The organism is Methylobacillus caricis, assembly GCF_020532705.1.
Lineage (GTDB): Bacteria > Pseudomonadota > Gammaproteobacteria > Burkholderiales > Methylophilaceae > Methylobacillus > Methylobacillus caricis.
Map to the genome: position 1 here is coordinate 511640 of NZ_JAJAVD010000001.1, position 25055 is coordinate 536694.

23 protein-coding genes are annotated in these 25055 nt (G+C 53.0%); 14 read left to right on the forward strand and 9 right to left on the reverse strand.

The window, feature by feature from the left end:
• The first annotated feature begins 45 nt into the window (after nt 1-45).
• Nucleotides 46-372 (forward strand): cupin domain-containing protein, encoded by a 327-nt coding sequence (locus tag LG200_RS02495; RefSeq protein WP_226756019.1) that lies wholly within the window; start codon nt 46-48, stop codon nt 370-372.
• 3 nt (nt 373-375) lie between these two features.
• Nucleotides 376-1248, forward strand: coding sequence for a PA4780 family RIO1-like protein kinase (locus LG200_RS02500; RefSeq protein WP_226756020.1), 873 nt, complete (start codon nt 376-378; stop codon nt 1246-1248).
• 123 nt (nt 1249-1371) lie between these two features.
• Here LG200_RS02500 and LG200_RS02505 read toward each other — a convergent pair whose 3' ends face one another.
• The 5 genes from LG200_RS02505 to waaC form a co-directional block, all read right to left on the reverse strand.
• A complete protein-coding gene (locus LG200_RS02505; RefSeq protein ID WP_226756021.1) occupies nt 1372-1617 on the reverse strand; it encodes a hypothetical protein in 246 nt (81 codons plus the stop codon).
• Between the two features lie 14 nt (nt 1618-1631).
• A complete protein-coding gene (dnaJ, locus tag LG200_RS02510) occupies nt 1632-2759 on the reverse strand; it encodes a molecular chaperone DnaJ (RefSeq protein ID WP_226756022.1) in 1128 nt (375 codons plus the stop codon).
• Between the two features lie 74 nt (nt 2760-2833).
• A complete protein-coding gene (gene dnaK / locus LG200_RS02515; protein ID WP_226756023.1) occupies nt 2834-4759 on the reverse strand; it encodes a molecular chaperone DnaK in 1926 nt (641 codons plus the stop codon).
• 103 nt (nt 4760-4862) lie between these two features.
• Nucleotides 4863-5390 carry a nucleotide exchange factor GrpE gene (gene grpE, locus LG200_RS02520; RefSeq protein WP_226756024.1) on the reverse strand — a complete coding sequence of 176 codons (528 nt, stop codon included), beginning with the start codon at nt 5388-5390 and terminating at the stop codon, nt 4863-4865.
• Between the two features lie 133 nt (nt 5391-5523).
• On the reverse strand, nt 5524-6513 hold the full coding sequence (gene waaC / locus LG200_RS02525; RefSeq protein ID WP_319004531.1) for a lipopolysaccharide heptosyltransferase I: 990 nt from the start codon (nt 6511-6513) through the stop codon (nt 5524-5526).
• 17 nt (nt 6514-6530) lie between these two features.
• On the opposite strand from waaC, the gene LG200_RS02530 reads away from it, so the two are divergent.
• From LG200_RS02530 to LG200_RS02585, 12 genes are all read left to right on the forward strand, one after another.
• A complete protein-coding gene (locus LG200_RS02530; RefSeq protein ID WP_226756025.1) occupies nt 6531-7706 on the forward strand; it encodes a glycosyltransferase family 4 protein in 1176 nt (391 codons plus the stop codon).
• Nucleotides 7703-8551, forward strand: a complete 849-nt coding sequence (rfaP, locus tag LG200_RS02535) for a lipopolysaccharide core heptose(I) kinase RfaP (RefSeq protein WP_226756026.1) — start codon at nt 7703-7705, stop codon at nt 8549-8551. The genes LG200_RS02530 and rfaP overlap by 4 nt, the downstream gene beginning before the upstream one ends.
• A gap of 31 nt (nt 8552-8582) precedes the next feature.
• Nucleotides 8583-10286 carry a phosphoethanolamine transferase CptA gene (cptA, locus tag LG200_RS02540; RefSeq protein WP_226756027.1) on the forward strand — a complete coding sequence of 568 codons (1704 nt, stop codon included), beginning with the start codon at nt 8583-8585 and terminating at the stop codon, nt 10284-10286.
• A 37-nt stretch (nt 10287-10323) separates the two neighbouring features.
• Nucleotides 10324-11106 carry a lipopolysaccharide kinase InaA family protein gene (locus LG200_RS02545; RefSeq protein ID WP_226756028.1) on the forward strand — a complete coding sequence of 261 codons (783 nt, stop codon included), beginning with the start codon at nt 10324-10326 and terminating at the stop codon, nt 11104-11106.
• Between the two features lie 3 nt (nt 11107-11109).
• Nucleotides 11110-12612: a lipopolysaccharide kinase InaA family protein gene (locus LG200_RS02550; RefSeq protein WP_226756029.1), complete on the forward strand. Its 1503-nt coding sequence runs from the start codon at nt 11110-11112 to the stop codon at nt 12610-12612.
• Nucleotides 12609-14327 (forward strand): carbamoyltransferase family protein, encoded by a 1719-nt coding sequence (locus LG200_RS02555; RefSeq protein ID WP_226756030.1) that lies wholly within the window; start codon nt 12609-12611, stop codon nt 14325-14327. Before LG200_RS02550 ends, LG200_RS02555 begins: the two co-directional genes overlap by 4 nt.
• Before the next feature lie 142 nt (nt 14328-14469).
• Nucleotides 14470-16284, forward strand: coding sequence for a phosphogluconate dehydratase (gene edd, locus LG200_RS02560; RefSeq protein ID WP_226756031.1), 1815 nt, complete (start codon nt 14470-14472; stop codon nt 16282-16284).
• Nucleotides 16285-16417: 133 nt separating this feature from the next.
• Nucleotides 16418-17044, forward strand: coding sequence for a bifunctional 4-hydroxy-2-oxoglutarate aldolase/2-dehydro-3-deoxy-phosphogluconate aldolase (gene eda / locus LG200_RS02565; RefSeq protein WP_226756032.1), 627 nt, complete (start codon nt 16418-16420; stop codon nt 17042-17044).
• A 79-nt stretch (nt 17045-17123) separates the two neighbouring features.
• Nucleotides 17124-17789: an HAD family hydrolase gene (locus LG200_RS02570; RefSeq protein WP_226756033.1), complete on the forward strand. Its 666-nt coding sequence runs from the start codon at nt 17124-17126 to the stop codon at nt 17787-17789.
• A complete protein-coding gene (locus LG200_RS02575) occupies nt 17786-18475 on the forward strand; it encodes a PhoP regulatory network YrbL family protein (RefSeq protein WP_226756034.1) in 690 nt (229 codons plus the stop codon). The genes LG200_RS02570 and LG200_RS02575 overlap by 4 nt, the downstream gene beginning before the upstream one ends.
• A 310-nt stretch (nt 18476-18785) precedes the next feature.
• Entirely contained in the window at nt 18786-19982 is a 1197-nt protein-coding gene (locus LG200_RS02580; protein ID WP_226756035.1) for an O-antigen ligase family protein, read from the forward strand.
• Between the two features lies 1 nt (nt 19983).
• Nucleotides 19984-20934 carry a glycosyltransferase family 2 protein gene (locus tag LG200_RS02585; RefSeq protein WP_226756036.1) on the forward strand — a complete coding sequence of 317 codons (951 nt, stop codon included), beginning with the start codon at nt 19984-19986 and terminating at the stop codon, nt 20932-20934.
• Between the two features lie 13 nt (nt 20935-20947).
• Here the strand turns inward: LG200_RS02585 and LG200_RS02590 are convergent, their stop codons facing one another.
• The 4 genes from LG200_RS02590 to LG200_RS02605 are packed head-to-tail and all read right to left on the reverse strand — an operon-like array spanning nt 20948 to nt 25043.
• Nucleotides 20948-21979 carry a glycosyltransferase family protein gene (locus tag LG200_RS02590; RefSeq protein WP_226756037.1) on the reverse strand — a complete coding sequence of 344 codons (1032 nt, stop codon included), beginning with the start codon at nt 21977-21979 and terminating at the stop codon, nt 20948-20950.
• A 2-nt stretch (nt 21980-21981) separates the two neighbouring features.
• Nucleotides 21982-23004 (reverse strand): lipopolysaccharide heptosyltransferase II, encoded by a 1023-nt coding sequence (gene waaF, locus LG200_RS02595; protein ID WP_226756038.1) that lies wholly within the window; start codon nt 23002-23004, stop codon nt 21982-21984.
• Between the two features lie 3 nt (nt 23005-23007).
• Entirely contained in the window at nt 23008-24474 is a 1467-nt protein-coding gene (hldE, locus tag LG200_RS02600) for a bifunctional D-glycero-beta-D-manno-heptose-7-phosphate kinase/D-glycero-beta-D-manno-heptose 1-phosphate adenylyltransferase HldE (protein ID WP_226756039.1), read from the reverse strand.
• A 5-nt stretch (nt 24475-24479) separates the two neighbouring features.
• On the reverse strand, nt 24480-25043 hold the full coding sequence (locus tag LG200_RS02605) for a D-sedoheptulose 7-phosphate isomerase (protein ID WP_226756040.1): 564 nt from the start codon (nt 25041-25043) through the stop codon (nt 24480-24482).
• Nucleotides 25044-25055 lie beyond the last annotated feature (12 nt).

The window sequence follows — 25055 nt, forward strand, 5'->3', positions numbered from 1 at the left end:
TAGCTGTCAACAGCTGCCGTCATACAATTTCGGAAAAAACAGCACATGAGCAAGATTATTGTTGAACATAAACCCTCCACTTCCAACCTGGAAGCACTTGGCGTTAGCAAATGGCCTACTTGGCGCAAGGAAGTTTCCGTGTTTCCGTGGACCTTTCACGAGCAGGAAATTGCCTACATCCTGGAGGGTGAATGTGTCATCACGCCTGAAGGCGGCAGCCCGGTTAAGTTCGGCAAGGGCGACCTGGTTACATTTCCCAGTGGCATCAAGGCCAGCTGGGAAGTCAAGCAGCCACTGCACAAGCACTATAAGCTGGAAGGCTCCGCCTTTGGCCAGATGCTGCGCAGGGCCAAGGCCTTTTTAAAGCTGTAAGCCATGAAAATCCCGAAACGGCTAGCGCCGCTGGTTGAAGATGGACTGGTCGACGAGGTCATCCGCCAGTTGATGAGCGGCAAGGAAGCCGTGGTGTTCGTGGTGCGCTGCGGCGACGACGTGCGTTGTGCCAAAGTGTACAAAGAGGCTGAACAGCGCAGCTTCCAGAACAATGCCCTGTACCAGGAAGGTCGTCGCACCAAGAATAGCCGCCAGGCACGTGCCATGGCCAAAGGCAGCAAGTATGGGCGCCAGCAGCAGGAGCAGGCCTGGCAAAGCCATGAAGTGGATACCTTGCACAAGCTGGCCGCTGTCGGCGTGCGTGTGCCGCAACCCTACAATTTTTACGAAGGCGTGCTGCTGATGGAGCTGGTGACCGGCAGCGATGGCAACGCTGCACCGCGCCTGAATGATGTCGAGCTCTCCGAGGCACAGGCGCTGGAATATCATGCTCAGCTGATTGCAGAAGTGGTGAAGATGCTGTGCGCAGGCGTGATACACGGTGACCTTTCCGAGTTTAATATCCTGTTGAGCGAGCAAGGCCCGGTCATTATCGACCTGCCGCAGGCAGTGGATGCTGCGGCCAATAATAATGCCAAAGCCATGCTGGGGCGGGATGTGACCAACCTGGCAACTTATTTTGGTCGGTTCGCACCGCAATTGTTACAAAGCCAGTATGGTGATGAGATCTGGGATTTATACGAACACGGCTCGCTCACCCCGGAATCCAACTTAAGTGGCAAATTCCGCGCTGCACGGCAAAGTGCCGACGTGGGCTCGGTGGTGCGCGAAATACGTGCCGCGCAGGCAGCGGAAGACAGGAAGCGTCAGACACAGGCTAATGTCGTGGCCGAGAGCAAACAAAAGGCACACTGAGGCTAAATCTGCAAACAAACAAGATCTACAAACACTAGCTCTACTGCTTCAGCTTTTAGGAAAATCTCTGTCGAGCTCTGAGCTTTGCCCTAGGCTCATTTAAAAAGTTCAGATCTCGCGAGGTCAGAATTGAGGTTGAAGGGTGTTGGCTGCCAAGTGAGTTGTTGGCGTAAGAGTGTGAGCTAACCTTGTTTCGACTGTGATCTTGCCCGTAAAAAGTAGACTCTCGATTAAGCTGCCGTTTCCATGCTTATGCGACGGATGATAGCGGAATGCAAGCGTAAGGGCGGCGCAATAGCCAACTGGAATTTCATCGTATCTCTGACGAATAAAACAAAAAGGCACGGCGAAAACCGTGCCTTTTTTCATGCAAGCCTCAGGATTTACTGAAAGAAATCCTTGACCTTGGTCATCCAGGATTTTGCCCGTGGACTATGCTTGCCGGAGTCCAGCTGGTTGATGTCCTCCATTTCTCGCAGCAGTTCCTTTTGGCGGTCAGTCAGCTTGACCGGGGTCTCCACCACCACATGGCACATCAGGTCGCCTACATCGCTGCTGCGCAGGGGCTTGATGCCTTTGCCTCGCAGGCGGAATACTGCGCCGGTCTGGGTTTCCGCCGGGATTTTCATCTTGGCATGGCCATCCAGTGTGGGAATCTCGATCTCGCCGCCCAGTGCCGCCACCGTAAAGCTGATCGGCATCTCGCAGTGGAGGTTTGCCCCATCGCGCTGGAAAATGTCGTGCTGCTTAAGGTGCACGACGACATACAAGTCGCCTGAGGGTCCGCCATTGACTCCAGCTTCTCCCTCGCCGGACAGGCGGATGCGATCGCCTTCATCCACGCCTGCGGGAATCTTGACCGAAAGCGTCTTGTGCTGCTTGACGCGGCCGCCGCCGTGGCAGGTGGGGCAGGGGTCCTTGACCATCTTGCCTGAGCCGTGGCATTTGGGGCAGGTCTGCTGTACAGAGAAGAATCCCTGCTGCATGCGGACTTGGCCATGGCCGCCACAGGTAGTGCAGGTGACAGGCTGCGTGCCTGGACGTGCTCCAGAGCCGTGGCAGGTTTCACATTCATCCATGACCGGGATGCGGATCTTGGTCTCAGTGCCGCGTGCCGCATCTTCCAGCGATATTTCCATGTTGTAGCGCAGGTCTGCACCACGGTAAACGTTGGATCGGCGACCACCGCCGCCACCTCCACCGCCGAAAATGTCGCCGAAAATGTCGCCAAACGCATCGGCGAAATTGCCAAAACCAGCGCCTCCGGGGCCAGCACCGGCACTGGGGTCAACACCGGCATGGCCGTATTGGTCGTATGCGCCGCGCTTCTGGTCGTCAGAAAGGATCTCGTAAGCCTCTTTGGCCTCCTTGAAGCTTTCCTCTGCCTTGGGGTTGTCCGGGTTGCGGTCAGGGTGATACTTCATTGCCAGCTTGCGGTAAGCCTTCTTGATATCATCATCCGAAGCATCACGGTTGACGCCAAGTATCTCGTAATAATCTCTTTTTGCCATAGTCTTCTGCTAAAAGTGCATGAGGCACAGCAGGGATCCCCTGTGCGCCTCATGTTGGTTACATGGAGAAGGCCTTATTTCTTGTCGCTTTTGACTTCTTCAAACTCGGCGTCCACCACTTCGGCGTCCACGGTTTTTTCCTGTGGCTGGTCCGGGTTGGTTTCAACGCTGTTTTCAGCCTGGCTTGCAGCATAGACCTTCTCGCCCAGTTTCTGCGAGGCTTCAATCAAGGCGTTGGTCTTGCTTTCAATGGCTTCCTTGTCGTCGCCCTTGATCACGTCCTCCAGCTCCTTGACAGCGTTTTCTATGCTTTCCTTCTCGCCTGCATCCAGCTTGTCGCCATGTTCAGAGAGGGATTTCTTCACGCTGTGGATGGCGCCATCGGCACTGTTGCGGGCTTCAACCAGTTCGCGTACTTTCTTGTCTTCATCCGCATACTTGGCTGCATCTTCTTCCATGCGCTGGATTTCTTCATCCGACAAGCCGGAGTTGGCCTTGATCGTGATCTTGTTTTCCTTGTTGGTGGCCTTGTCCTTGGCAGACACGTGCAGGATACCGTTGGCATCGATGTCGAAAGTCACTTCAATCTGCGGCAGGCCGCGTGCTGCTGGCGGAATGTCGGACAGGTTGAACTGGCCCAGGCTCTTGTTGCCACTGGCTACTTCACGCTCGCCTTGCAGGACATGGATGGTCACGGCAGACTGGTTATCTTCAGCGGTTGAGAACACTTGCGATGCCTTGGTAGGGATCGTGGTGTTTTTCTTGATCAGCTTGGTCATCACGCCGCCCAGGGTTTCAATGCCCAGGGACAACGGAGTCACGTCCAGCAACAGCACGTCCTTGACGTCGCCCTTCAGCACGCCGCCCTGGATGGAAGCGCCAACAGCAACTGCCTCATCAGGATTGACGTCCTTGCGCGGCTCACGGCCAAAGATTTCCTTCACTTTTTCCTGCACCTTGGGCATACGGCTCTGGCCGCCTACCAAGATGACATCGCTGATGTCGGAAGCCTTCACGCCAGCATCTTTTAATGCGGTAGAGCAAGGTGTGATTGTGCGTTCAATCAGGTCATCTACCAGGCTCTCCAGCTTGGCACGGGTAATCTTTACCACCAGGTGCTTAGGGCCGCTGGCATCTGCCGTGATGTAAGGCAGGTTGACTTCAGTCTGCTGGCTGGAGGACAACTCGATCTTGGCTTTTTCTGCCGCTTCCTTCAGGCGCTGCTTGGCCAGCAGGTCGTTGCGCAGGTCCAGGCCGTTTTCCTTCTTGAACTCGTCAGCCAGGAAGTCGATCAAGCGGTTGTCGAAGTCCTCGCCACCGAGGAAGGTGTCACCATTGGTGGACAGCACTTCAAACTGGTGTTCGCCGTCTATTTCGGAAATCTCGATGATGGAGATATCGAAAGTGCCGCCGCCCAAGTCGTAGACTGCAATCTTGCGATCGCCTTCCTGCTTGTCCAGCCCGAAAGCCAGGGCCGCAGCAGTTGGTTCGTTGATGATGCGCTTCACTTCCAGGCCTGCAATACGGCCTGCATCCTTTGTGGCTTGGCGCTGGCTGTCGTTGAAGTAGGCGGGCACGGTGATGACGGCTTCGGTGACTTCCTCACCCAGGTAGTCTTCGGCAGTCTTCTTCATCTTGCGCAGCACTTCTGCGGAGATTTGCGGCGGCGCCAGTTTTTCATTGCGCACTTCCACCCATGCATCGCCATTCTCAGCCTTGGTGATGGTGTAAGGCATCAGCGCAATGTCCTTCTGCACTTCTTTTTCTTCAAAGCGGCGGCCGATCAGGCGCTTCACCGCGTATAGCGTATTCTTGGGGTTGGTCACAGCCTGGCGCTTGGCTGGCGCACCCACCAGTATCTCGCCATCTTCCTGATAAGCGATGATGGATGGCGTGGTACGTGTGCCTTCAGCATTTTCAATCACGCGTGGCTTGCCACCTTCCATCACTGCTACGCAGGAGTTGGTGGTGCCCAAGTCGATACCAATAATTTTTCCCATGTTTGTATTCCTTATGTTCTTTAACTGTAAGTAATTACCGATGTTCCAAAAGTGGGGATAGGCTGTCCAATTTCAAGCCTGTACCCACTAAAAATTGATGGTTTTATTTGGCAACCATGACCAGTGCAGGCCGCAGCACGCGCTCGTTCAGCGTGTAGCCTTTCTGCAATACCGTGATAACGGTGTTGGCTTCGGCATCGCTCTCGACAGCGCCAATCGCCTGGTGCTTGTTGGGGTCGAATTTTTCATTGACCGGGTTGATTTCAACAATGCTGAATTTCTCGAACACTGAAGTCAGCTGCTTGGCTGTCAATTCCACGCCATCACGGTAGCTTTCCAGAGTGGCCGAGCCTACGCTCAACGCAGCATCCAGGCTGTCCTTGACTGACAGCAGTTCGTTGGAGAATTTTTCCAGCGCGAATTTGCGGGCCTTGTCGATATCATCTGCAGCGCGGCGGCGGATGTTTTCGCCCTCGGCCTTGGCATAGAGTACAGCTGCCTGTTGTTCGGCAAGCTGGGCTTCCAGTTCGGCAATCCTGTCATCAATCGAGCCTGCCGCGCCATTGTCCTGCAGATTTGCCTGCTCGGTTTCGGGCAAGCCGGTTTCTGTAGTCTTGTCTTCTTGCTGCATGATAATCCCTGTTGTTAATAATGTAACAACGAAGCAAATGGGGGTATATGGAGAAATTACAAGAGGGGACGGTTAAACTTTAAGTGATGTATTGATGCGAATATCAGTATATGGCTGATTGTTTTAATGATTGCTAGGCGATTGCCACCTGTTCCAGCGCCTGCAATACGGATTCCGGCGCCGGGTTCTGTCCTTTGCCGCCGAGGTTGACCACTTTGCGGCTGTTGTGTGCCAATACTCCGGTAAGTAACGGGTCGGTATCGGTATAGATCGCGACGGTCGGTTTATCCAGTGCCGCTGCCAAGTGTACCAGCCCGGTATCCACGCCGATAGCGGCAATCGCATGTCCCAGGATGGCAGACAGTTCCGCCAGGCCTAGCCTGGGCAAGACCATGGCGTCGCCTAGTGCCGCCGCAATCCGCTGGGCCCTCGCATGTTCGCCGGCATTGCCCCAAGGCAGCACCAGGGCAATATCTTGTTTTTGCAAATGGCGTCCTAGTGTGACCCATTGCGATTCCGGCCACAGCTTGGAGTCACGGCTGGTGGCATGCAGCCCGGCAATGTAGCGGGCTGGCAGTGTCAATGTGTCGGGTGGCCGGTCGGCACGTATCCCGTAGTCTGGCGGGTCCGACGGCTTGGGATAGCCCAATGCCAACGCTGCCAGTTCGCGGTTGCGCGTCACCGCGTGCTGATCGCGTGCGACAGGGTATTGGTGCTGGTAAAAGCAGGCGGCGAGCGGCTCGCGCGCTGACGCCCGGTCCTGTCCATGATAGCGGCCGCTGGCCAGGCGGCCGATCAGGGCGCTCTTGAACAGGCCCTGGGTGTCTATGATATGGTCGTACCTATGTCCTGCCAGCTGGCGGCGCAAATGCCGGATTTCCTGCCATGTGCTTGCCTGCAGCAAATGCTTGCGCCAGCGGCGAATGGCAACCGGGATTACCTGCTGGACGCCTGGATGCAGCCTGGGTATGTCGGCAAAACTTTCCTCCACTACCCAGTCTACGACAGTGTCAGGAAAGTGCGCATGGATGTCGGTAATGACAGGGAGATTATGGATCACATCGCCTAGCGATGTCGTTTTGATCATGAGCAAACGAGGCATGGCCGTCATTTTCGCATACAATTCAGCTTCTTTTCTCAATGAGAGCGGTCGATTTGAAGTTTGCTTTCCTGATATTCAAGTATTTTCCTTATGGCGGCATGCAGCGCGATATGTTGCGTACGGCAACACGCCTGGCAGCCATGGGACATACGGTGGATATTTTTACCATATCCTGGGATGGCGAGCCGCCAGTGGCCAATATTCGTGTGCATATCGTCCCTGCTTCCGGATGGTTTAACTACCAGAAATACCAGAATTTCATTGAGCGTGCCTACAGCATGATCAGGATTGATTTCGATTTCGACCTGATCGTGGGCTATAACCGCATGAGCGGGCTGGACGTCTATTTTGCCGCTGATCCTTGTTTCATCGAGCGCGCACATCAACAGCGCAGTTGGCTCTACCGCCTGACGCCGCGCTACCGGTGGTTCCAGAAAACCGAAGAAATCATTTTCTCGCCGGCGGCCAGGACGGAAATGCTGATGGTGGACATGGCAGAAAAAGACGTTTTCCAGCGCTGGTACCAGACGCAGGAAGCACGCTTCCATTTCATTCCGCCTTTCCTCTCCAGCGAGCGCCTGCAATTGTACGATCGCAATGAGATGAGGACATATCTGCGTGAGGCATTTGACCTGCCGCAGGATGCTATTGTGATGTTGCTGGTGGGTTCGGGCTTTTACATGAAGGGCTTGGACAGGGCCGTTGCTGCGATTGCCACCTTGCCGGCAGGCATGCTTGACCGGCTCAAGATGGTGGCGATCGGACAGGACAAGCCCGAACCGTTTATCAAATTGGCGCGCAAGCTGGGCATTTCCAACAATCTGGTGATTTCGAGGGGTAGGCCGGATATCCCGCAATTGATGCAGGGGGCGGACCTCTACTTACACCCTGCCTACCGTGAAAATACTGGCCTGGTCATATTGGAGGCGCTCGCCAGCGGCTTGCCCGTGATGGCAACGGCAAGTTGTGGCTATGCCTATCATGTACAGCAGGCAGATGCTGGCAGGGTAGTGCCTGTTCCCTTTGCGCAGGATCGCCTGAATCAAATGCTGCATGATACTCTGGCGCTGATTTTTGCTGCCGATCCTCAGGTGGAGGCCTGGCGTGAAAATGGACTGCAATATGCCCAGGGAGTGATGGCCGCCAATGATGGCAGCGCCGAGGCTAAGATATTGTTACGCCTGGCGGAAGCCAGGCAGGAAGAACTGGAATGAGTGCTTGCAATGAGCTGATGCTGCCTGCTGAGATGCAGGCGAAATTGGGGCATGAGAGGGTGTTTGAACAGGTGATGGCGTTGGAGGGAGAGGTGTTCAGGGATGTACCTGGCCGCAAGACAGTCAGGGTCATCATTGATGGGCGGCCTTACTTCATCAAGCAGCATTTTGGCGTGGGCTGGGGCGAGATATTCAAGAACCTGCTGGCATTCAAGCTTCCGATTGTCAGTGCCAATACGGAAAAGCTCGCCATTGAGAGGCTGGGCGAGATTGGTATTCCAACTACTCCATTGGCGGGGTTTGGCAGCCGGGGCTGTAACCCTGCCAGCAGGCAGTCGTTTCTCATGACGCGTGATCTGGGCGATATTGTTTCGCTGGAGACACTGGCTGACGAATGGGCAGCCAGTCCGCCTGCAGCAAGATTCAAGCGGCAGTTGCTGGTGGCCGTGGCCACGCTGGCATCCACCTTGCACGATAGCGGGCTTAACCACAGGGATTTTTATATCTGCCATATTTGCCTGGATAAACCGGCGCTGATGCATGGGGAAATACGATTGTATTTGATAGACCTCCATAGAGTAGGAATCCGTGAGACAATCCGCCCCCAGGATCGTATGAAGGACATGGCAGCCCTGTATTTTTCCGCCATGAATGCCGGCCTGACGACGCGTGATTATTTGCGCTTCCTGCGCAGGTACAGGCAGAAGCCGCTGAAACAGATTTTTCAGGAAGAGTCCCGATTCTGGCAGCAGGTTCAGCAGCGCGCTATACGGCTTTATATCAAATTGCACCAAGTGGAGCCGACGCCTGCCCAGATGGGCGGCAAGTTGACAGCTGCACGTTAAGCGTTGGATTGAAAATCAAGATTAAGAATATATGGGATTATTGACTAATGCCGCTTCCAGGTGGAAGCGCACGGACTGGGGAGCGTTATTTAACCTCTATCTGTTCTTTTTCTATTTCTCCGGTGTTACCCACATCCTCCTGCAGTTCAGCGGTGCGACGATTTTTGTAGGCTTCCGGCAAGCGGTTTTCATGAGCCTGTTATGGCTTATTCCTGTCATGCTCTTCCCCCGCAGGACGCGCACGATTGCGGGTGTGATTGGTATTGTCCTGTGGGCATTTTCCCTGGTTAGCCTGGGCTATTTCTGCATTTATGGCCAGGAATTCTCCCAGAGCGTGATGTTCATCATTTTTGAGTCCAATCATGCAGAGTCAAGTGAATTCATTGCCCATTATTTTGTATGGTGGATGATTCCGGTCATGCTGGCACATACGGCTGTTGCCATCTGGTTCTGGAAGCGCATCCGTCCTTTGCATATTACCTTCCGTGCAGCATGTGCAAGCACGCTGGCCATCCTGGTGTTTCTGTTTGCTTACCCCATGTTCAAGCAACTGGTGCTTAAAAAGGCCACCATGGAATTGGCACTTGAGAAGCTGGAGCTTAGTATGGAGCCGGCTGTGCCCTGGCAGATGGCTATCGGCTATATTCACTATCGTAAACAGCTGGCAAACATGGAAGCGTTGCTGGAGCAGAACAGCAAGCTGCCACCACTGCAAAACCTGCATGACGCCAACGCCGGCCTTCCGGCTACCATGGTATTGGTGATTGGAGAGTCTACCAACCGCCAGCGCATGAGTCTCTATGGTTATGAGCGCAAGACGACGCCTGCACTGGATGCAATGCAGAATGAACTGTTTGTATTCCGCAATGTGGTCACGCCGCGTCCTTATACCATCGAGGCCTTGCAGCAAGTATTGACGTTTGCAGACCAGGAGGATCCCGATCTGTATCTGACCAAACCCTCTCTCATGAACATGATGCGTCAGGCCGGGTACAAGTCTTTCTGGATCACTAACCACCAGACCATTACCAAGCGCAATACCATGCTGACCAATTTTTCCAAGCAGACTGATCAACAGTTTTACATGAATAACAGCCGCGCCCAGAATTCACGCGAATATGACGGTAACGTCCTTAATCCATTCCAGGAAGTGCTGGCCGACCCTGCACCACGCAAGTTCATCGTGATTCACTTGCTTGGGACGCATATGAAATATGAGTTTCGCTATCCGCGCGAGTATGATCAATTCCGTGATCGCACGGGAGTTCCGGCTGTCCTCACTGATCAGCAGGCCAAGGTCTACAATAGTTATGATAATGCAGTGCTGTATAACGACTTTGTCATCTCCAGCCTGATTAAAATATTGAACCAGAAACAGATGAATAGTTTCCTGGTGTACTTGTCTGATCATGGCGAAGACGTCTATGATCCACCAAGCTATAGCATTCTGGGCCGTAATGAAGGCAAACCTACCTTGCCGATGTACACCATTCCCTTTATTGTCTGGGCTTCAGAACAGTGGAAATCCGGGCATGAAACCGACTTTGAATTTGCGCTTGACAGACCCTATAGCAGCGCGCATTTCATTCATACCTGGGCAGGCTTTGCGGGTTTGAGCTTTGATGGGTTTGATCCCGGTAAGAGTTTGGTGAGTACGGAGTTTAAGAGGTATCCCTTGCTGGTGGGAGATCCGGCTAACCCGGCCTCGCTCAGGGAATTGCAGCTTGAGCAATGATTTAGCATACTGGAGAGCCTAACAAAGGGGACGCCGCGTGCAATTTATTTCGCCAGAGCATGAGCAGATATTGCGACATAACAAGTTGAACAGTTTCGAGCAGTTCTGGAATTTCCAGGGAGAGTGGTTTGAGGAGCCCAATCATGCCCGACAGGGCTGGAGCGGTGTAAACCGCGTGATGCTTGATGTGGATGGGCAAGCAGGGCTGGGAGCCTTTCTCAAGCGCCAGCATAACTATATCCGGCGTACCTGGCGGCACCCATTCTCCGGGGTCACCACTTTTTTCTGCGAGTTCACCACCTTATGCTACCTCATTAAGCGCGGCGTTCCGGTGCCCACGCCCTTGTTTTTCGATGAGCAGGTTATCGAGGATGGACGTGATGCTGTACTAGTGACAGCCGAACTGGCGGGCTACCGCCCGCTGGATGTTGTTGTGCCGCATATTTTTGGCAGGCCGTCTTCCTTGCGCCAGCAGCGTGCGCTGATTCGCAGCCTGGCCGCCGCGGTTGCCAAGATGCATGCAGCGCGTATGCAGCACAGGGCGCTCTATCCCAAGCATTTATTTGTGCGCCAGCATGAATCCGGCAATTTTGATACTGTGATCATTGACCTGGAAAAAGCCAGGATCAAGATATTCCCCATCCTGCGCACCCTGCATGACTTGGCGACACTTAACCGAGAGTTGTCTTGGCTCAGCAGGAGCAGCCGCCTATATTTTCTCAAGCAGTATTATGCCAGTGCCAAACTTGGGTGGCTGGAAAAACGCATAGCGCTCCGCATAGATTCCCGCTCGGAAAAGCGAAGAAAAGGCCGGTATTGATCCATGCATGAGAGGATTGTTGTGCCCGATATTGCGGACTACAGCAAGCATGCGTTGGACGCCGCATTTGCCATCGAACTGGATGACGGCAGCAGGCTTGATGTGCTGATGCCCGTGCGCAGGGTGCCAGGCAAGAGATTGGTGTGCCGCGGGGAGCTGCATGGCCGTGAAGTCTACGCTAAATTTTTTATCGGAAAGTCCGCAGAAAAATATGCTGCCCGCGATTGCCGGGGCTCACAATGGCTGTCTGATGCCGGCATTGCCACTCCACCTCTGCTCTTGCAATCCAGGGTTGAGGCCCAGTCCTGTCATGTTCTGGTCTATGCAGCAATTGATGGGCGGAATGCTGAAGAGGTATGGCAATCACTCGCCGGTCAAGAGCAGGCCCGATTTGTACTGGCAGCCAAGCTGGTCGAAGAAGTGGGACGGCATCATGCCGCAGGGATATGGCAGAGCGACCTCTACCTGAAGAATTTCCTGGTACAGGGAGCACGCGTACATACCTTGGATGGCGATGGCATACGCCGCTTGAGGCCGCTGTTCCGGCGCAGGCAGGCTTGGGATAACCTGGCGCTGCTGCTTTCCAAGTTTGACGTCTATTCTCTGGCTGATTGGCTGCCGTTGCTGTTAGATCGGTATGGGCAAGTATTTGGCGGGAACGAGCTGCCTGGGTTGGAGCCCATGCAGAGGCTTATTGCAAGACACCGTGCTGAGGAAATGCGCCGGTACGCCGATAAGGTATTGCGCACTTGTACCGATGTGGTCGTTGAGCAGGATTCGTCATTTTTCCTGGCTATCAACCGTCCTTACGACAACGCCAGCCTGCGCGCTGCGCTGCAGATTGTTGACACCTTGCTGGATGCGCCTGACGCCATACGGTTGAAGAGCGGTAATACCTGTACGGTGGCCGAGATTGAAATTGATCAGCGCAAAATGGTCATCAAACGTTACAATATTAAGAGTTTCTGGCATGGCCTGGGGCGGGCATTACGGCCATCACGTGCTGTTGTTTCCTGGTCAAATGCCTATCGCCTGGGAATTTGTGGCCTGGCTACGCCAGTAGCAATTGCTGTGCTGGAACGCAGGCGTTGGCTGCTGCGCAAGCAGGCTTATCTGGTGACGGAATTTGTTTCTGCACCAGATTCACTAACGTTTTTTGACGATCAGGCAATAGAGGGAGCACAGAAGCAGCAAGCGGCGCAAGGGATAGCCCGCCTGTTTTATAGCCTGTTCCTGCTTAACGTCGAACATGGGGATTTCAAGGCCAGCAACGTATTGGTGCAAGGCGTGACACCCTTGTTGATTGATCTGGACAGCATGCGGCAATATCGCTGTAGTGTAAGATTCAGGCCGCGCCATATACGCGACATACGCCGGTTTATGAAGAATTGGCAGTCAGATGCCGAAGTCCGGCATCTTTTAATTGAGGCCTTCAGGGCAGTTTATCGAGATACCGATCTGCTGGATCAGGCAGGTCTAGTCATCAAGCAAAGCGAAAGACAATGATTATTTTAGGTTTATCCGGCGCCTTGGGCCATGATGCTTCGGCGGCTATTCTGGTTGATGGGAAGATTGTGGCAGCGGTGGAGGAGGAGCGCTTCCTGCGCGACAAGCATGCCAAGAACAAATTCCCCCTGGAGGCTGCGCGCTACTGTATGCGTGAAGCCGGAGTGCGCCCTGACCAGGTGGATGTGGTAGCGTTCCCGTATGCCGAAATCCCACTGAGCAGCAATGCGCGTTGGCATTATGCCAAGCGCCATTGGTACGCTCCGGATCGTGCGCTGGATGCGATATTCAACGGCAACCGCCGTTTCCGCCGCAATCGCGACAAATCCCTGGACCTGATGACGCAGCTTGGCATTACCAACGCCAGGTTCATGCCTGTTGAGCACCACCTTGCGCATGCCAGCAGTGCCTACCACCTGAGCGGTTTCAAGGAAAAGACCGCCATTGTCGGCATTGATGGCAAAGGAGAATACGCCACGACATTCTTTGGTTATGGCGAAAACGGCAAGATCCACAAGATCAAGGAATTTTACGATCCAGACTCACTTGGCGGCATGTATGGCGCCATTACCGAATACCTTGGGTTTGAGATGCTGGATGGTGAATTCAAAGTGATGGGCATGGCCCCTTATGGCGATCCCAACCTCTATGATCTATCACGCCTGGTCGAATTTGATGGCGAAGAGCTGCGCGTCAATACCAAGTTGGTGAATGTTGTCGGCCTGCGTCGCTACAAGGAAAAAGGCAAGGGCTATTACTTCACGCCAGAGCTGGTGGAATGGCTAGGCCCCAAACGTGCCGGGGATGAGATTGACAATCCTTATATTCATTATGCAGCTGCCGTACAGCAACTGCTGGAAGATGTTGCCTTGAAAATGATAGACCACTATCTTGGCGATATCATCCGGGAAACCGGCCGCATTGCGATGGCAGGCGGGGTTGCGCTCAATGTCAAGCTCAACCAGCGCATTATTGCCCTGCCTCATGTAAAAGAGCTGTTCGTGCAGCCTGCCTCCGGCGATAACGGTACCTCTCTGGGTGCAGCAAGCTATGCGGCAAATGAGCTTGGTGAAAAAGTGGAGTCTATGAAACATGCCTACCTGGGCCCATCGTTCACCACTGAAGAATGTCTTGCAGCCTGTGAGGCCCATCCGGCCAAACCCAAATTCAAGCGCATAGACAATGCACCGCTCAAGGGCGCGCAAATACTGGCTGAAGGCAATCCGTTGGCGTGGTTCCAGGGGCGCATGGAGTTTGGTCCCCGTGCACTGGGCTGCCGCAGTATTCTGGGCGACCCCAGCCATCCTGGCGTTGCTGACCGCATCAATGCCCAGATCAAGTATCGTGAGCGCTGGCGTCCTTTCTGTCCCAGCATGCTGGATAGAGTGGCTGCGGATATTTTGCAAACTGACCATCCTGCGCCATATATGACCTTTACCTTTGACGTGGCCGAGCACTGGAAGCCGCGTATTCCGGAAGTGGTGCATGAGGATGGCACGGCGCGTGCGCAGATTGTCACACATGACACCAATCCGCGTTATTATGCCCTGATTGAGGAGCTGGAGCGCTTGCGCAATGTGCCAGTAGTCTTGAACACCTCGCTGAACCGACGGGGTGAGCCCATGATTTGCAGTCCGACTGATGCGCTCAACATGTTCTTCGGCTGTGACCTGGAATATCTGATCATGGAAGATGTCCTGGTCACCAAAGTCTAGTCGCGATACGGCTGCAGTGCTATCACATTTGGCTGCAGTCCGCGTTGTTTTTTTACCTTACCCTAGTCGTGGTTAATTTGACGTTGGAAGACGCTTTCAGCGATAATTGCACGTTAAATTCAATTCTTTAGCAGCGCTATTAATGACACAAACTCTTATTGAAGTGACCGAACGCATTCGCGAACGCAGTGCGCCCACCCGCAAAGCCTATCTGCAGCGTATTGACCAAATCATCAATCGCGAGCGGGGGGCTGACCGTATGGGCTGTGCGAACGTGGCTCATGCGTTTGCTGCCATGCCGACTAATGACAAGTTCCGCGTTGTGGCCGAAAAAGCTCCGAACATCGGTGTGATCACTGCTTATAACGACATGCTGTCCGCGCATCAGCCTTATGAAGTCTATCCGAATGTCATCCGCGACGAGGCGCGCAAACATGGCGCGACCGTACAGGTGGCGGGCGGGGTGCCTGCCATGTGTGACGGCATTACCCAGGGTGAACCGGGGATGGAATTGAGCCTGTTCTCGCGCGATACCATTGCTATGGCGACCGCTGTCGGTTTGTCCCATGACGTGTTTGATGCAGCTTTGCTGCTGGGCGTCTGTGATAAGATTGTGCCTGGTTTGTTGATCGGGGCATTGCATTTCGGTCATTTGCCCTGTGTATTTGTTCCTGCGGGCCCAATGTCTACCGGCATAGACAACACCACCAAGTCCAAGGTACGTGAAAAATATGCCCAGGGCCTGGTAGGGCGCGAAGAGCTGCTGGCTTCAGAGTCTGCCGCTTATCACGGGGCTGGCACCTGTACCTTCTATGGCACCGCCAACAGCAACCAGATGCTGATTGAGGCGATGGGCCTGCATGTGCCTGGTTCAGCTTTTGTGCACCCGCACGATGATATGCGCGAGTTGCTGGTTCGCGAGTCAGTGAAGACGGTGCTCTCCATTACCAAGAACCAGCGTTTTACGCCGATTGGCCGCCTGGTGGACGAGCGCGTGATCGTCAATGCGATTGTGGCGCTGCTGGCGACTGGCGGTAGTACCAATCACCTGATTCACTGGGTGGCTGTGGCGCGGGCTGCCGGCATCATTATTGATTGGTCTGATTTCTCCAAGCTGTCCCAGAACACTCCCTTGCTTGCGCGCGTGTACCCCAACGGTACTGCTGATGTTAATCAGTTCCAGGAAGCAGGCGGCCCTAGTTTTGTCATTCGTGAGCTTGTGGATGCCGGCTACATGCATGCAGACGTCAGCTCTGTTGTGATTGGCGGCCTGCGCGATTTTGGCAAGAAACCCCAGAAGTCCGGCGATGGCCTGATCTGGGTGGATTTGCCCAAGCAAAGCCCGGATGAAAGCATTGTCCGTAATACCTCCAAGCCCTTCAGTGAGTCTGGCGGTTTGCGTTTGTTGACAGGCAATCTCGGGCGTTCGGTGATCAAGAGCTCCGCTGTGCCGGAAGATCGCCAGATTATTGAGGCTCCTGCCATTGTATTCAATGGGCAGGAGGAGCTGCTGGCCGCATTTGAACGTGGCGAGCTGGAAAAAGACTTCATCGCAGTGGTGCGCTTCCAGGGGCCGCGTGCCAATGGCATGCCTGAGCTGCATAAGTTGACGCCTCCCCTGTCGGTGCTTCAAGGCAAGGGTTTCCGTGTGGCGATTGTGACTGATGGCCGCATGAGCGGTGCTTCCGGCAAGGTGCCAGCGGCCATTCACCTGAGTCCGGAGGGGCTGGCAGGTGGAGCGATCTGTAAAATCCGTACTGGCGACATGATCCGGCTCAATGCGATTGTTGGCACCCTGAATGCGCTGGTGGACGATGAAGAATGGCAAGCCCGTTCTATAGCAACCATGACCGAGGCGCAACGCAACAACAATGGCCATGGCATTGGACGCGAATTATTTGGCGGCATGCGCAGGAATGTGCATTCGGCCGAAGAGGGTGCCGTCACCTGGTTGTAGTCATTTGAAAATACGCGCCGGGCGTTGTTGTTTTCGCTTGCCGTACTAGTAGAGTACTGTCTGCCCTCAAACGCCTAGCCCGACGCGATTTTGAAATGACATGTCGCTTTAACCCTATGAAAATGGAAACCAAATGAGCACATTAGATTTAGCTAACCATGGCCCAGTAATCCCGGTCATTGTCATCAACAAGGTGGAAGATGCCGTGCCGATGGCCGAAGCATTGCTTGAAGGCGGTATCAAGGTGCTGGAAGTGACCTTGCGTACGCCAGTGGCATTGCAGGCAATGGAAGCAATTGCCAAGGCTGTGCCTGATGCGATTGTCGGGGCGGGTACCGTGCGCAGCATCAAGGATGCGCAGGCTGTGAAAGATGTCGGCTGCAAGTTCGCCGTTAGTCCAGGTTATACAAGTGAGATCGGCCGTGCGGCGCGTGAAATTGGTCTGCCATTGCTGCCGGGTGTTTCCACCGGCAGTGAGATCATGCAAGCGAATGCCGATGACTACTACTTCCTGAAGCTATTCCCGGCCGTGGCTGTGGGCGGCATCAACCTGCTCAAGGGGTTTGCCGGGCCATTTGGGGATGTCAAGTTCTGCCCCACCGGCGGTGTAACGGTTGAGTCTGCACCTCAGTTCCTGGCATTGCCTAACGTTGTCGTGTGCGGTGGCACCTGGTTGACGCCTGCTGATGCTGTAGCACGCAAGGACTGGGCACATATCACTAAGCTGGCGCGCGAAGCCAGCGCTATCAAGGCCGCTTAAAAGCTTTTGGCTGGTACGGTTCCGTGCCAGCCTTGCAAACCTGGATTTGATGCAATATGCGGCTGGTCAGGTTTATTTCATGCTGAAAAATTTAAATCAATATCGCACCCTGGTGTTTGATTGTGACGGGGTCATACTGAACTCCAACCATCTCAAGATCGAGGCCTATTTTGCCACTGCCAAGAATTTCGGGGCTAGTGACAAGGATGCCCAGGCGCTGGTGGATTACCATATCAAGCTTGGAGGCATCTCTCGTTTCGTCAAGTTCGACTATTTTCTCAAGGAAATCCTGCAAAAACCTTCATCCCACAGCGAAGTCGAGTTCCTGCTCAAGGACTTTGGTCGCGAAGTGCGACAGCGCTTGGCAACATGCGAGATTGCGCCGGGACTGGACAAACTGCGAGAACAAACGCCTGATGCGAACTGGTTGGTGATCTCCGGCGGTGATCAGCAGGAATTGCATGGGATTTTTGCTCAGCGTCGCTTGGAACATCTGTTCGACGGCGGCATATTTGGTAGCCCGGACAATAAGGATGAGATCCTTGCCCGGGAACTCGCCAATGGCAATATCCGCAAACCCGCACTGTTCATAGGCGATAGTCGCTATGATCATGAATCCTCTACCCGTGCCGGGCTTGATTTTGTTTTTCTGCAGGACTGGACAGATTTTCCCGAGTGGCAGAGCTACTGCGAGCAACACCACATTTCAGTACGCGGCAACATAGACGCATTGGTGAGCGCATGAAGCTGGTTCCGCGCTGGAAAATCCGCAACAGCCAGTTACTCATCAGGGAAGATTTTGAGCAAATGCTCAAGAATGCCAAGGTATTGGAACAGGATGGCCGTGGCATCAAGGTGCTGCAATTGGAAAGCGGCAACATCTTCAAGATTTTCCGTTTGCGCCATACTATCAGTCTTGCCCAGATTTACTCCTATGCGCGTCACTTCTGCCGCAATGCCGATCGGTTGCAGGCACTGAATATTCCCACTGTTGAGGTGGTTCAGCTTTTTCATTTTGAGGAGTCCACCGACACGGCTGTGCTCTATAGGCCGCTGCCGGGCAGAACCTTGAGGCAACTCGGCCTAAGTGGTTTGCTCGATGAGTCCTTGATGCGAGAGTTTGGCAAGTTTGTCGCAAGGCTGCATGAGCATGGGATATATTTCCGCTCACTGCATTTTGGCAATGTGGTACTTACCCCTGAGGGAAAGTTAGGCCTGATAGATATTGCCGATTTGAAAGTGCGTAGCCTTAGCCTTACTGCCTGGCACAGGGCGCGTAACTTCCGTCATTTGCAAAGGGTGCCGGCAGACTGGGCTACTTTGTCGTTGGCAAGCCGCCAGGCATTTGCAGATAGCTACTTTTCGTATGCAAAGTTGTCAGTCAAGACCAAAGCGCTACTGTTGCCGAAACTCAAGTTTCTTTCCAGTTAGATTATCCCAGGGGCTCCGCGTGGAAGTTTTACAAATCTGTCACAGTTACTATCCACCATTCCTGGATTGTGCCCGCCAGTATGCCGCATTGTTTGCGAATAGCCTCTGCATATTTTGAAGTTTTAAAAACACGGTAATTATTAAGCTAGGCGATTGGAAAATCGCTAGTTTCTTCGGGTAGTAGAATGCTGCGCAGACAATTGGATCAAAAGTTTTTGCGTAAATGGTAGGCAGGTGTCACGATGTGGGAAAGTGCTTGCAGCTGAAATATTAGGGTTAGCGCATAGGATTACTCGAATCAAGAAAAGCTATGTTGAATAAAATAAAATCATCCCTTCCATTGGCTCACTTTTATGTAATTATGCTGTGTCTTTTTTTTCAGGCACTTACATTTAGCGAGGGATATAGGATATTTGCCTATATCAATCTGATATTGGTATTAATCGCTGGTGTATTTTGTCGTCGACAAACTATTCTTCCGATAAATACCGGAATCGTTCCGGGAGTATTGCTGCTTTTAGTTTTTATTGGGGCAGAGTGGTTGGCAAGTGCGAATTTTTCTCTCACTGTAAAGCCTATACGACATTTGTTGCTGGCAATTGGTCTGATGGTCGGTATCGCGTTACTTTCTGTTCATCATACGAAAATAAAATCTAGACTGATGCCTGCCTTAACCGGATTGGTATATGCCTATACCATTTTTCAATGTATCGCCGTATACATATTGGAGCGTCCGTATGGCACGACGAAAAACCCGCATTATCTGGCGATTTATAGTGCCATCTTTCTCGTTATCAGCATCTATCTGCTTTTAAAGCATACAGAGTTGATACAGCGAGTTCTGCTGATATTTTCGTCATTTTTGCTGGGAACTCTCTTTCTCTATACTTCATCAAGGCCCATGTGGATTGCGCTGTTATTGGCAGTGTTCATGACGGCCTTTTGTCTGCGCCGTCCTACTGCACTGATATTACTCCTGGGTAGTAGCGTGATATTTGTCGGACTGGCTATGACCAATATTGGCAATTTCAAATCGCGCTGGGAAGATCTGATCCTGCATGCCAACACCGAAGAGCGCGTCATAATCTGGCAAGATGCCTGGCAAATGCAACAACATAACAGTAGCCATTTGCAGTGGACGTTCGGGCATGGCGTTGAAAGTTTTGCAAAGGATTTTCCCGGATACTCGCGCTACCATATGCACGAGCATATTGATTTCAATAGCCCGCACAATATCTTACTTGAACTGTTATATCAGTTTGGCATTGTTGGTCTGATGCTGGTATTACTTGGCGTGGTGCTTTTGTACTTCCAGATTATTTCTGCTTATTTGCAGCGCCGAAATATCGAGCAGCACGCCTGGGTATATCTATTGCTCCTGATGGTGCTGACTATAGACTTTTTCAGCGTCAGCATTACCTTGCCTTTCTTTGTCAGCATTAATCTCAATATACTGGCACTGGTCACCGGCGTGACCGTCTATCTGAGCAATATTGGAAAACGTTGATATGCAGCCACCTGTCACTATCGTCATCCCCAATTTTAATGGTGCCGAACTGCTTCGGAAGAATTTACCTTCTGTTCTGTCAGCGATGCAGGCTTACCCGGGACCATCTAATTTAATTGTGGTCGATGATGGGTCCGCTGATCACAGTCTTGAGGTTCTCAAACAGGAGTTTCCGCAAGCACATGTCGTGATTCATCCGCACAATAAAGGGTTTGCCGAGGCTATCCATAGCGGTGTCCATGCCGCTAATACCGAGTTGCTGTTTTTGCTCAATTCCGATGTGGCTGTCGCACCGGATATTTTTGCACCTTTAGTGGCTTATTTCGATGACCCACATGCCTTTTCGGTGAACCCGTTAATTTACGATGAGCAAGGTGAGGTCAAGCGCCATGCATGGAATTTGCGAAAGTTTAAAGCCGGTACGCTCAAGCTGATTAGTTGGCAGCTAGATAATGCCTTGCAACGCCGTTTGGCCGGTGACAAGCTGGCAACGGCATATGCACATGGCGGCTCGTTCATGGTACGAAAATCCATGTTTCTGGCGCTGGGTGGATTCCACCCGATTTTCAAACCGTTTTACAGCGAAGATTATGATTTGGGCTTGCGCGCATGGCGTCGTGGATGGGCCAGTTATTTCGAGCCTGGTGTGCATATTGTGCACCAGAGCAAAGGCGCTATCCGTTCCAATGTGAAATTCAAATATGTGAAATCCATACGCCGCCGTAATCGCTATATTCTGGAGTGGGCCCATCTGGGTCTGTCAGACTTACTGTTCAAAGCGCTACCGGCGTCTATCTTGCAATTACTCGGGGAGTTACTGACGTTGGATTATACCAATCTGCGTGGTTTCAGCTTTGCCGTGATGAAATTGAATGAGGTCATTGCATTTAGACGAGAACTGCGCAAAACCTCTGCGTTTACCCTGCAAGATGTTCTTAAAAATATTTATTAATCAATCATATAGGTCACAACATCGTGGCGGCCGGCATCAGTTTGCCAATGGTTGTCTTCAAATCATGCAGCTCCATCTGTGCAGAATAAGTGCTGCTTACAGCGTCGATTGTAAAGCCAATATCGGCAGATGCATCGTGTGACGAATTGTCACATTGCTGTATACGCCGCAGAATTTCGCTGCAAAAATGCTTGATGTCGCCCATCGAAATCTCGCTGAACGCTGGCAAATGAAAATATTCTCTGGCGCCTTCACCAGTATAGCCGACCACGTAATTACCACAGAGTGCAGCCTCGGCAGGCGGCAACGGGCAACCCTCAAACTCGGAAAAAGACAAAAATATTTTTGATGCAGCCAACAGTGCCGCAGTGTCTGCTTCTGATTTGTTTTGAATGGGCACCAGTTGCCAATGCGACGGCAGGCTGTTTTTAAGAAAATCCTCTACCAATTTGGCATGCTTGGCCAGTTTTCTTGGCATATACGTAATGGTATTGGTTTTCGACTGGCCCGGTTTAAATTGCTGCGTATCAATTGAATAGTGAATACGGCTAATCTTGTGCGCATCCAGGTTGGGAAAAATGGCTTTAATACAGTTTACCGCATCCTCTGAAATTGCCATGATCAGTGTTGCATGGGCATAATATGTATTCAGTTCCGCGAGGTTGCCGTTTGAAATTAAATAGCCGTTTTGCACATAAATACAATAACGGATGCCCAGACGATGCAACACGGGCGCATGTTTGCTAACCATGGTTTCTGGAATAATCACGATATCGTGAGGTGACATTGCGGCATTGTGCTTGATCGGTGCCTTATGTTTAAACCATGTACATTTAAATGCCAGGTTTTTCGGGTGCATGATTTTTGCACTGATTGAATCATGGCTTAACAGTTGATGGAGTAGCTCAGTCTGTCGATAAAGCACCTTGACCCCGCCGCATGGCCTGGCTCTGGCGGGACATAATACAATCAGCTCTGCCGGTTTGGAGGGATCAATAAAATACGGAAGCTGTTTTTTCAAACGTTGAATGATTGCTTGAAACAAACTCATATTGGCAGTAACTCGCGAATAATTTTGCCCGGCTTTATATTATTCAGGCAATTCAAATGCCCGAGCGGGCATACCCGTTGGAAACAAGGACTGCATTCCAGTGCCAGATATTCCACCACAGCCTGTGGGCTCATTGGCGGGGTGTGGTGCGGGTCGGATGATCCATAAATGGCGATCAGTTTTTTGTCCAGCGCGGCTGCTACATGCATCAAGCCGGAGTCATTGCTGACGACGGCGGTACAGAGAGACATGATGTCGATGGCTTCGCCCAGTTTGGTCTTGCCGCCCAGGTCCATGCATTGCATATGGGTGAGCTGGTTGATCTGGCTGGTGACAGGAATGTCCTTTTCAGAGCCGAACAGCCATACTTGCCAGCCTTTTTCCAGGGCGGCCCTGGCAACTTCTGCATAGTACTCGGCTGGCCAACGTTTGGCTTCACCATACTCAGCACCCGGGCAAAGGCCTAATACGGGTTGTTGTGGCAGTTGCTGTCCCAGTTTCTGTAGCGCCAATACAGCGTTTTCAGCATTTGCCTGCAGGCTGGGGTTGGGGATGTCGTTGGGCAATGGAGCATCATCAGGCAGGCCCAGGGCAACAAAGCGATCTACAGTCCGTGGCAGCCGTTGCTTATCGAGTGGTCGGATGTCATTGAGCAGGCCATATCGATATTCGCCCAGAAAGCCGGTGCGCCTGCCTATGCCCGAGGCTGCCGGCAGTACGGCAGATTTCAGGGAGTTGGTCAGCATGATGGACTGGGTGTAATGGTGCGACTTCAGGCTTTTGCCAAAGAGTATGCGCTCACCCAGCGCCAGTTGGCCGTGCTTGAAAGGGAGGGCGATGCCATGGCTGACTTCAGGCATGCGTTCAAGCAATGGCAGGGTCCAGGCCGGGGCTGCCACGTCAATTTCACAATCAGGGTTACGGATTTTCAGGGTCTTGAACAAGCTTTGCGCCAACACCATGTCGCCCACCCAGGAAGGGCCCATGACGAGGATTTTTTCAGCCGGATTCAGTGCCATGTCTCAGGAGGCTAGTTTCTGGATGATGTTGCTGGTACTGCGGCCTGGCACCACATCGATCAGCGCAACCTTGCCGCCCCAGGATTTCACCTCCGCGCCGCCTACCACCTGGTCTTCGGTGTAATCGCTGCCCTTGACGATGACATCAGGGCGAACTGCATTGATCAGTTGTAACGGCGTGTCCTCATCGAACAGGATTACGGCATCCACGGATTCCAGCGCAGCCAGCACCCTGGCACGGTCGGCTTCATGAATCACTGGGCGGGAAGGGCCCTTGAGCGCGCTTACCGATCTATCGGTATTCAAGCCCAGCACTAGTCTGTCGCCGGTCTTGCGGGCGGCCTCCAGGTAGGTTACATGGCCGGCATGCAGCAGGTCGAAGCAACCGTTGGTGAACACAATGCGGTTCCCATTGTTGCGCCAGGATTGGACCCGAGCCAGCAAGGCTTCCTTGTCGCATACCTTGTCTGACTGGGCAGCCGATTGCTGAGACAGCAGCTCATTGAGCAGGTCTGCCCGGGTGATGGGGACAGTGCCTACCTTACCAACGACGATGCCGGCTGCGATGTTTGCCAGCTCCAGCGAGTCGTGCAAGCTCAGGCCATGAGCTAGCCCGGCGGTCAGTGTGGAGATGACGGTATCACCTGCACCTGAGACATCATAGACTTGACGGGCAGTGGCAGAGAAATGAGCGGTGCCATGATCGTCAATGACGCTGATGCCTTCTTCGCCTCGTGTGACTGCGAGGAAATCAAGTCCCAGGGTACTGCGCAAGAGAGCTGCGGCACCAAGCAGAGTAGGGTTGTCATTGATATCGGTTGCGCAGGCCTCGGCGGTTTCACGCTTGTTCGGGGTAAGCCCGGTTGCACCTTGGTATTTGCTGTAATCCTTGCCTTTAGGGTCAACCAGCACTGGAATGCCAGATGCTTGTGCCTGACTGATGATGGACTGGCAGAGCTCTGTGCTGAGTACGCCTTTGGCGTAGTCGGACAGAATGATGGCAGCAGGCTTTTCTTGCAGGGCTTGTGTCACCAGGGATTGCAAGCCTGTATTTTCTTCTGCCTTGAATGCACCAGCATCTTCCTGGTCCAGTCGCATCATCTGCTGATGACCGCCCAGAATACGGGTTTTGGTAATGGTGGGGCGTAGCTTGCTTTGGTAGATATGGTCGGTATTGATCCCGACCTTGCCCATCAATGACAGCAGGTTTTTCGCTTCAGTATCCTGGCCTATGCAGCCGGCAATACAGGTTTGGATGCCAAGCAGCGCAAGGTTGGCAGCAACATTGGCTGCTCCGCCGGCACGTTCATCCTGGTGTTTGAGCAGGACGATAGGGACTGGCGCCTCTGGTGAAATGCGCTGCACATCCCCAAACAAGTAACGATCCAGCATCAGATCGCCCACGACCAGTATCCATCGCTGGTCCTGGCCAAAACGATTACGTACGGTATCAAGCAATTGTTCGCGCATGGTATTTAGTCTGCTTCGACCAGGTCGCACAGGCTGTGACCGATCAGGATATGCGCTTCTTGTATGCGTGGTGTATCACTGGAAGGCATGACCAGGTTGAATTTGCAGAGTTCTGCCAGCTTGCCGCCAGTGCCGCCAGTCATGCTGACGGTCACAGCGCCTATCTCAAGGGCAGTTTCTATGGCACGCACGACATTCTTGCTGTTGCCTGAGGTGGAGAAGCCGATGACCAGGTCAGCAGGAGTACAGAGAGCTTCTACCTGACGCGAGAAGATAAAGTCAAAACCATAATCGTTGCCTACAGAAGTGAGAATCGAGGTATCGGTAGTCAGTGCAATGGCAGGCAGGCCTCGGCGCTCTTTCTTGTAGCGGCCGACGATTTCAGCGGCAATGTGCTGGCTATCAGCTGCGCTACCGCCATTGCCCATGAGCAGGATCTTGCCGCCACGGGCCAGGCAGGTGCGCATTTCCTGGGCTACCTGGGCAATGGTGGGCAGCAAAGGCTCCAGTGCCGAAATTACCGCCTGGTGCTCGGAAAATGCTTGTCTCAATGTGTCGACAGGGTTCATGTCGATTCCTTA

Bases quoted from the DNA above. Each gene is read 5' to 3' on its own strand.
- dnaK (WP_226756023.1), bottom strand. From the start codon at position 4,759: ATGGGAAAAATTATTGGTATCGACTTGGGCACCACCAACTCCTGCGTA.
- LG200_RS02575 (WP_226756034.1), top strand. From the start codon at position 17,786: ATGAAGCTGGTTCCGCGCTGGAAAATCCGCAACAGCCAGTTACTCATC.
- LG200_RS02550 (WP_226756029.1), top strand. From the start codon at position 11,110: ATGCATGAGAGGATTGTTGTGCCCGATATTGCGGACTACAGCAAGCAT.
- LG200_RS02500 (WP_226756020.1), top strand. From the start codon at position 376: ATGAAAATCCCGAAACGGCTAGCGCCGCTGGTTGAAGATGGACTGGTC.
- waaF (WP_226756038.1), bottom strand. From the start codon at position 23,004: ATGGCACTGAATCCGGCTGAAAAAATCCTCGTCATGGGCCCTTCCTGG.
- LG200_RS02585 (WP_226756036.1), top strand. From the start codon at position 19,984: ATGCAGCCACCTGTCACTATCGTCATCCCCAATTTTAATGGTGCCGAA.
- grpE (WP_226756024.1), bottom strand. From the start codon at position 5,390: ATGCAGCAAGAAGACAAGACTACAGAAACCGGCTTGCCCGAAACCGAG.
- dnaJ (WP_226756022.1), bottom strand. From the start codon at position 2,759: ATGGCAAAAAGAGATTATTACGAGATACTTGGCGTCAACCGTGATGCT.
- rfaP (WP_226756026.1), top strand. From the start codon at position 7,703: ATGAGTGCTTGCAATGAGCTGATGCTGCCTGCTGAGATGCAGGCGAAA.
- hldE (WP_226756039.1), bottom strand. From the start codon at position 24,474: ATGCGCGAACAATTGCTTGATACCGTACGTAATCGTTTTGGCCAGGAC.
- LG200_RS02505 (WP_226756021.1), bottom strand. From the start codon at position 1,617: ATGAAAAAAGGCACGGTTTTCGCCGTGCCTTTTTGTTTTATTCGTCAG.
- LG200_RS02570 (WP_226756033.1), top strand. From the start codon at position 17,124: ATGCTGAAAAATTTAAATCAATATCGCACCCTGGTGTTTGATTGTGAC.
- LG200_RS02580 (WP_226756035.1), top strand. From the start codon at position 18,786: ATGTTGAATAAAATAAAATCATCCCTTCCATTGGCTCACTTTTATGTA.
- edd (WP_226756031.1), top strand. From the start codon at position 14,470: ATGACACAAACTCTTATTGAAGTGACCGAACGCATTCGCGAACGCAGT.
- cptA (WP_226756027.1), top strand. From the start codon at position 8,583: ATGGGATTATTGACTAATGCCGCTTCCAGGTGGAAGCGCACGGACTGG.
- LG200_RS02605 (WP_226756040.1), bottom strand. From the start codon at position 25,043: ATGAACCCTGTCGACACATTGAGACAAGCATTTTCCGAGCACCAGGCG.
- eda (WP_226756032.1), top strand. From the start codon at position 16,418: ATGAGCACATTAGATTTAGCTAACCATGGCCCAGTAATCCCGGTCATT.
- LG200_RS02495 (WP_226756019.1), top strand. From the start codon at position 46: ATGAGCAAGATTATTGTTGAACATAAACCCTCCACTTCCAACCTGGAA.
- LG200_RS02530 (WP_226756025.1), top strand. From the start codon at position 6,531: ATGAGAGCGGTCGATTTGAAGTTTGCTTTCCTGATATTCAAGTATTTT.
- LG200_RS02555 (WP_226756030.1), top strand. From the start codon at position 12,609: ATGATTATTTTAGGTTTATCCGGCGCCTTGGGCCATGATGCTTCGGCG.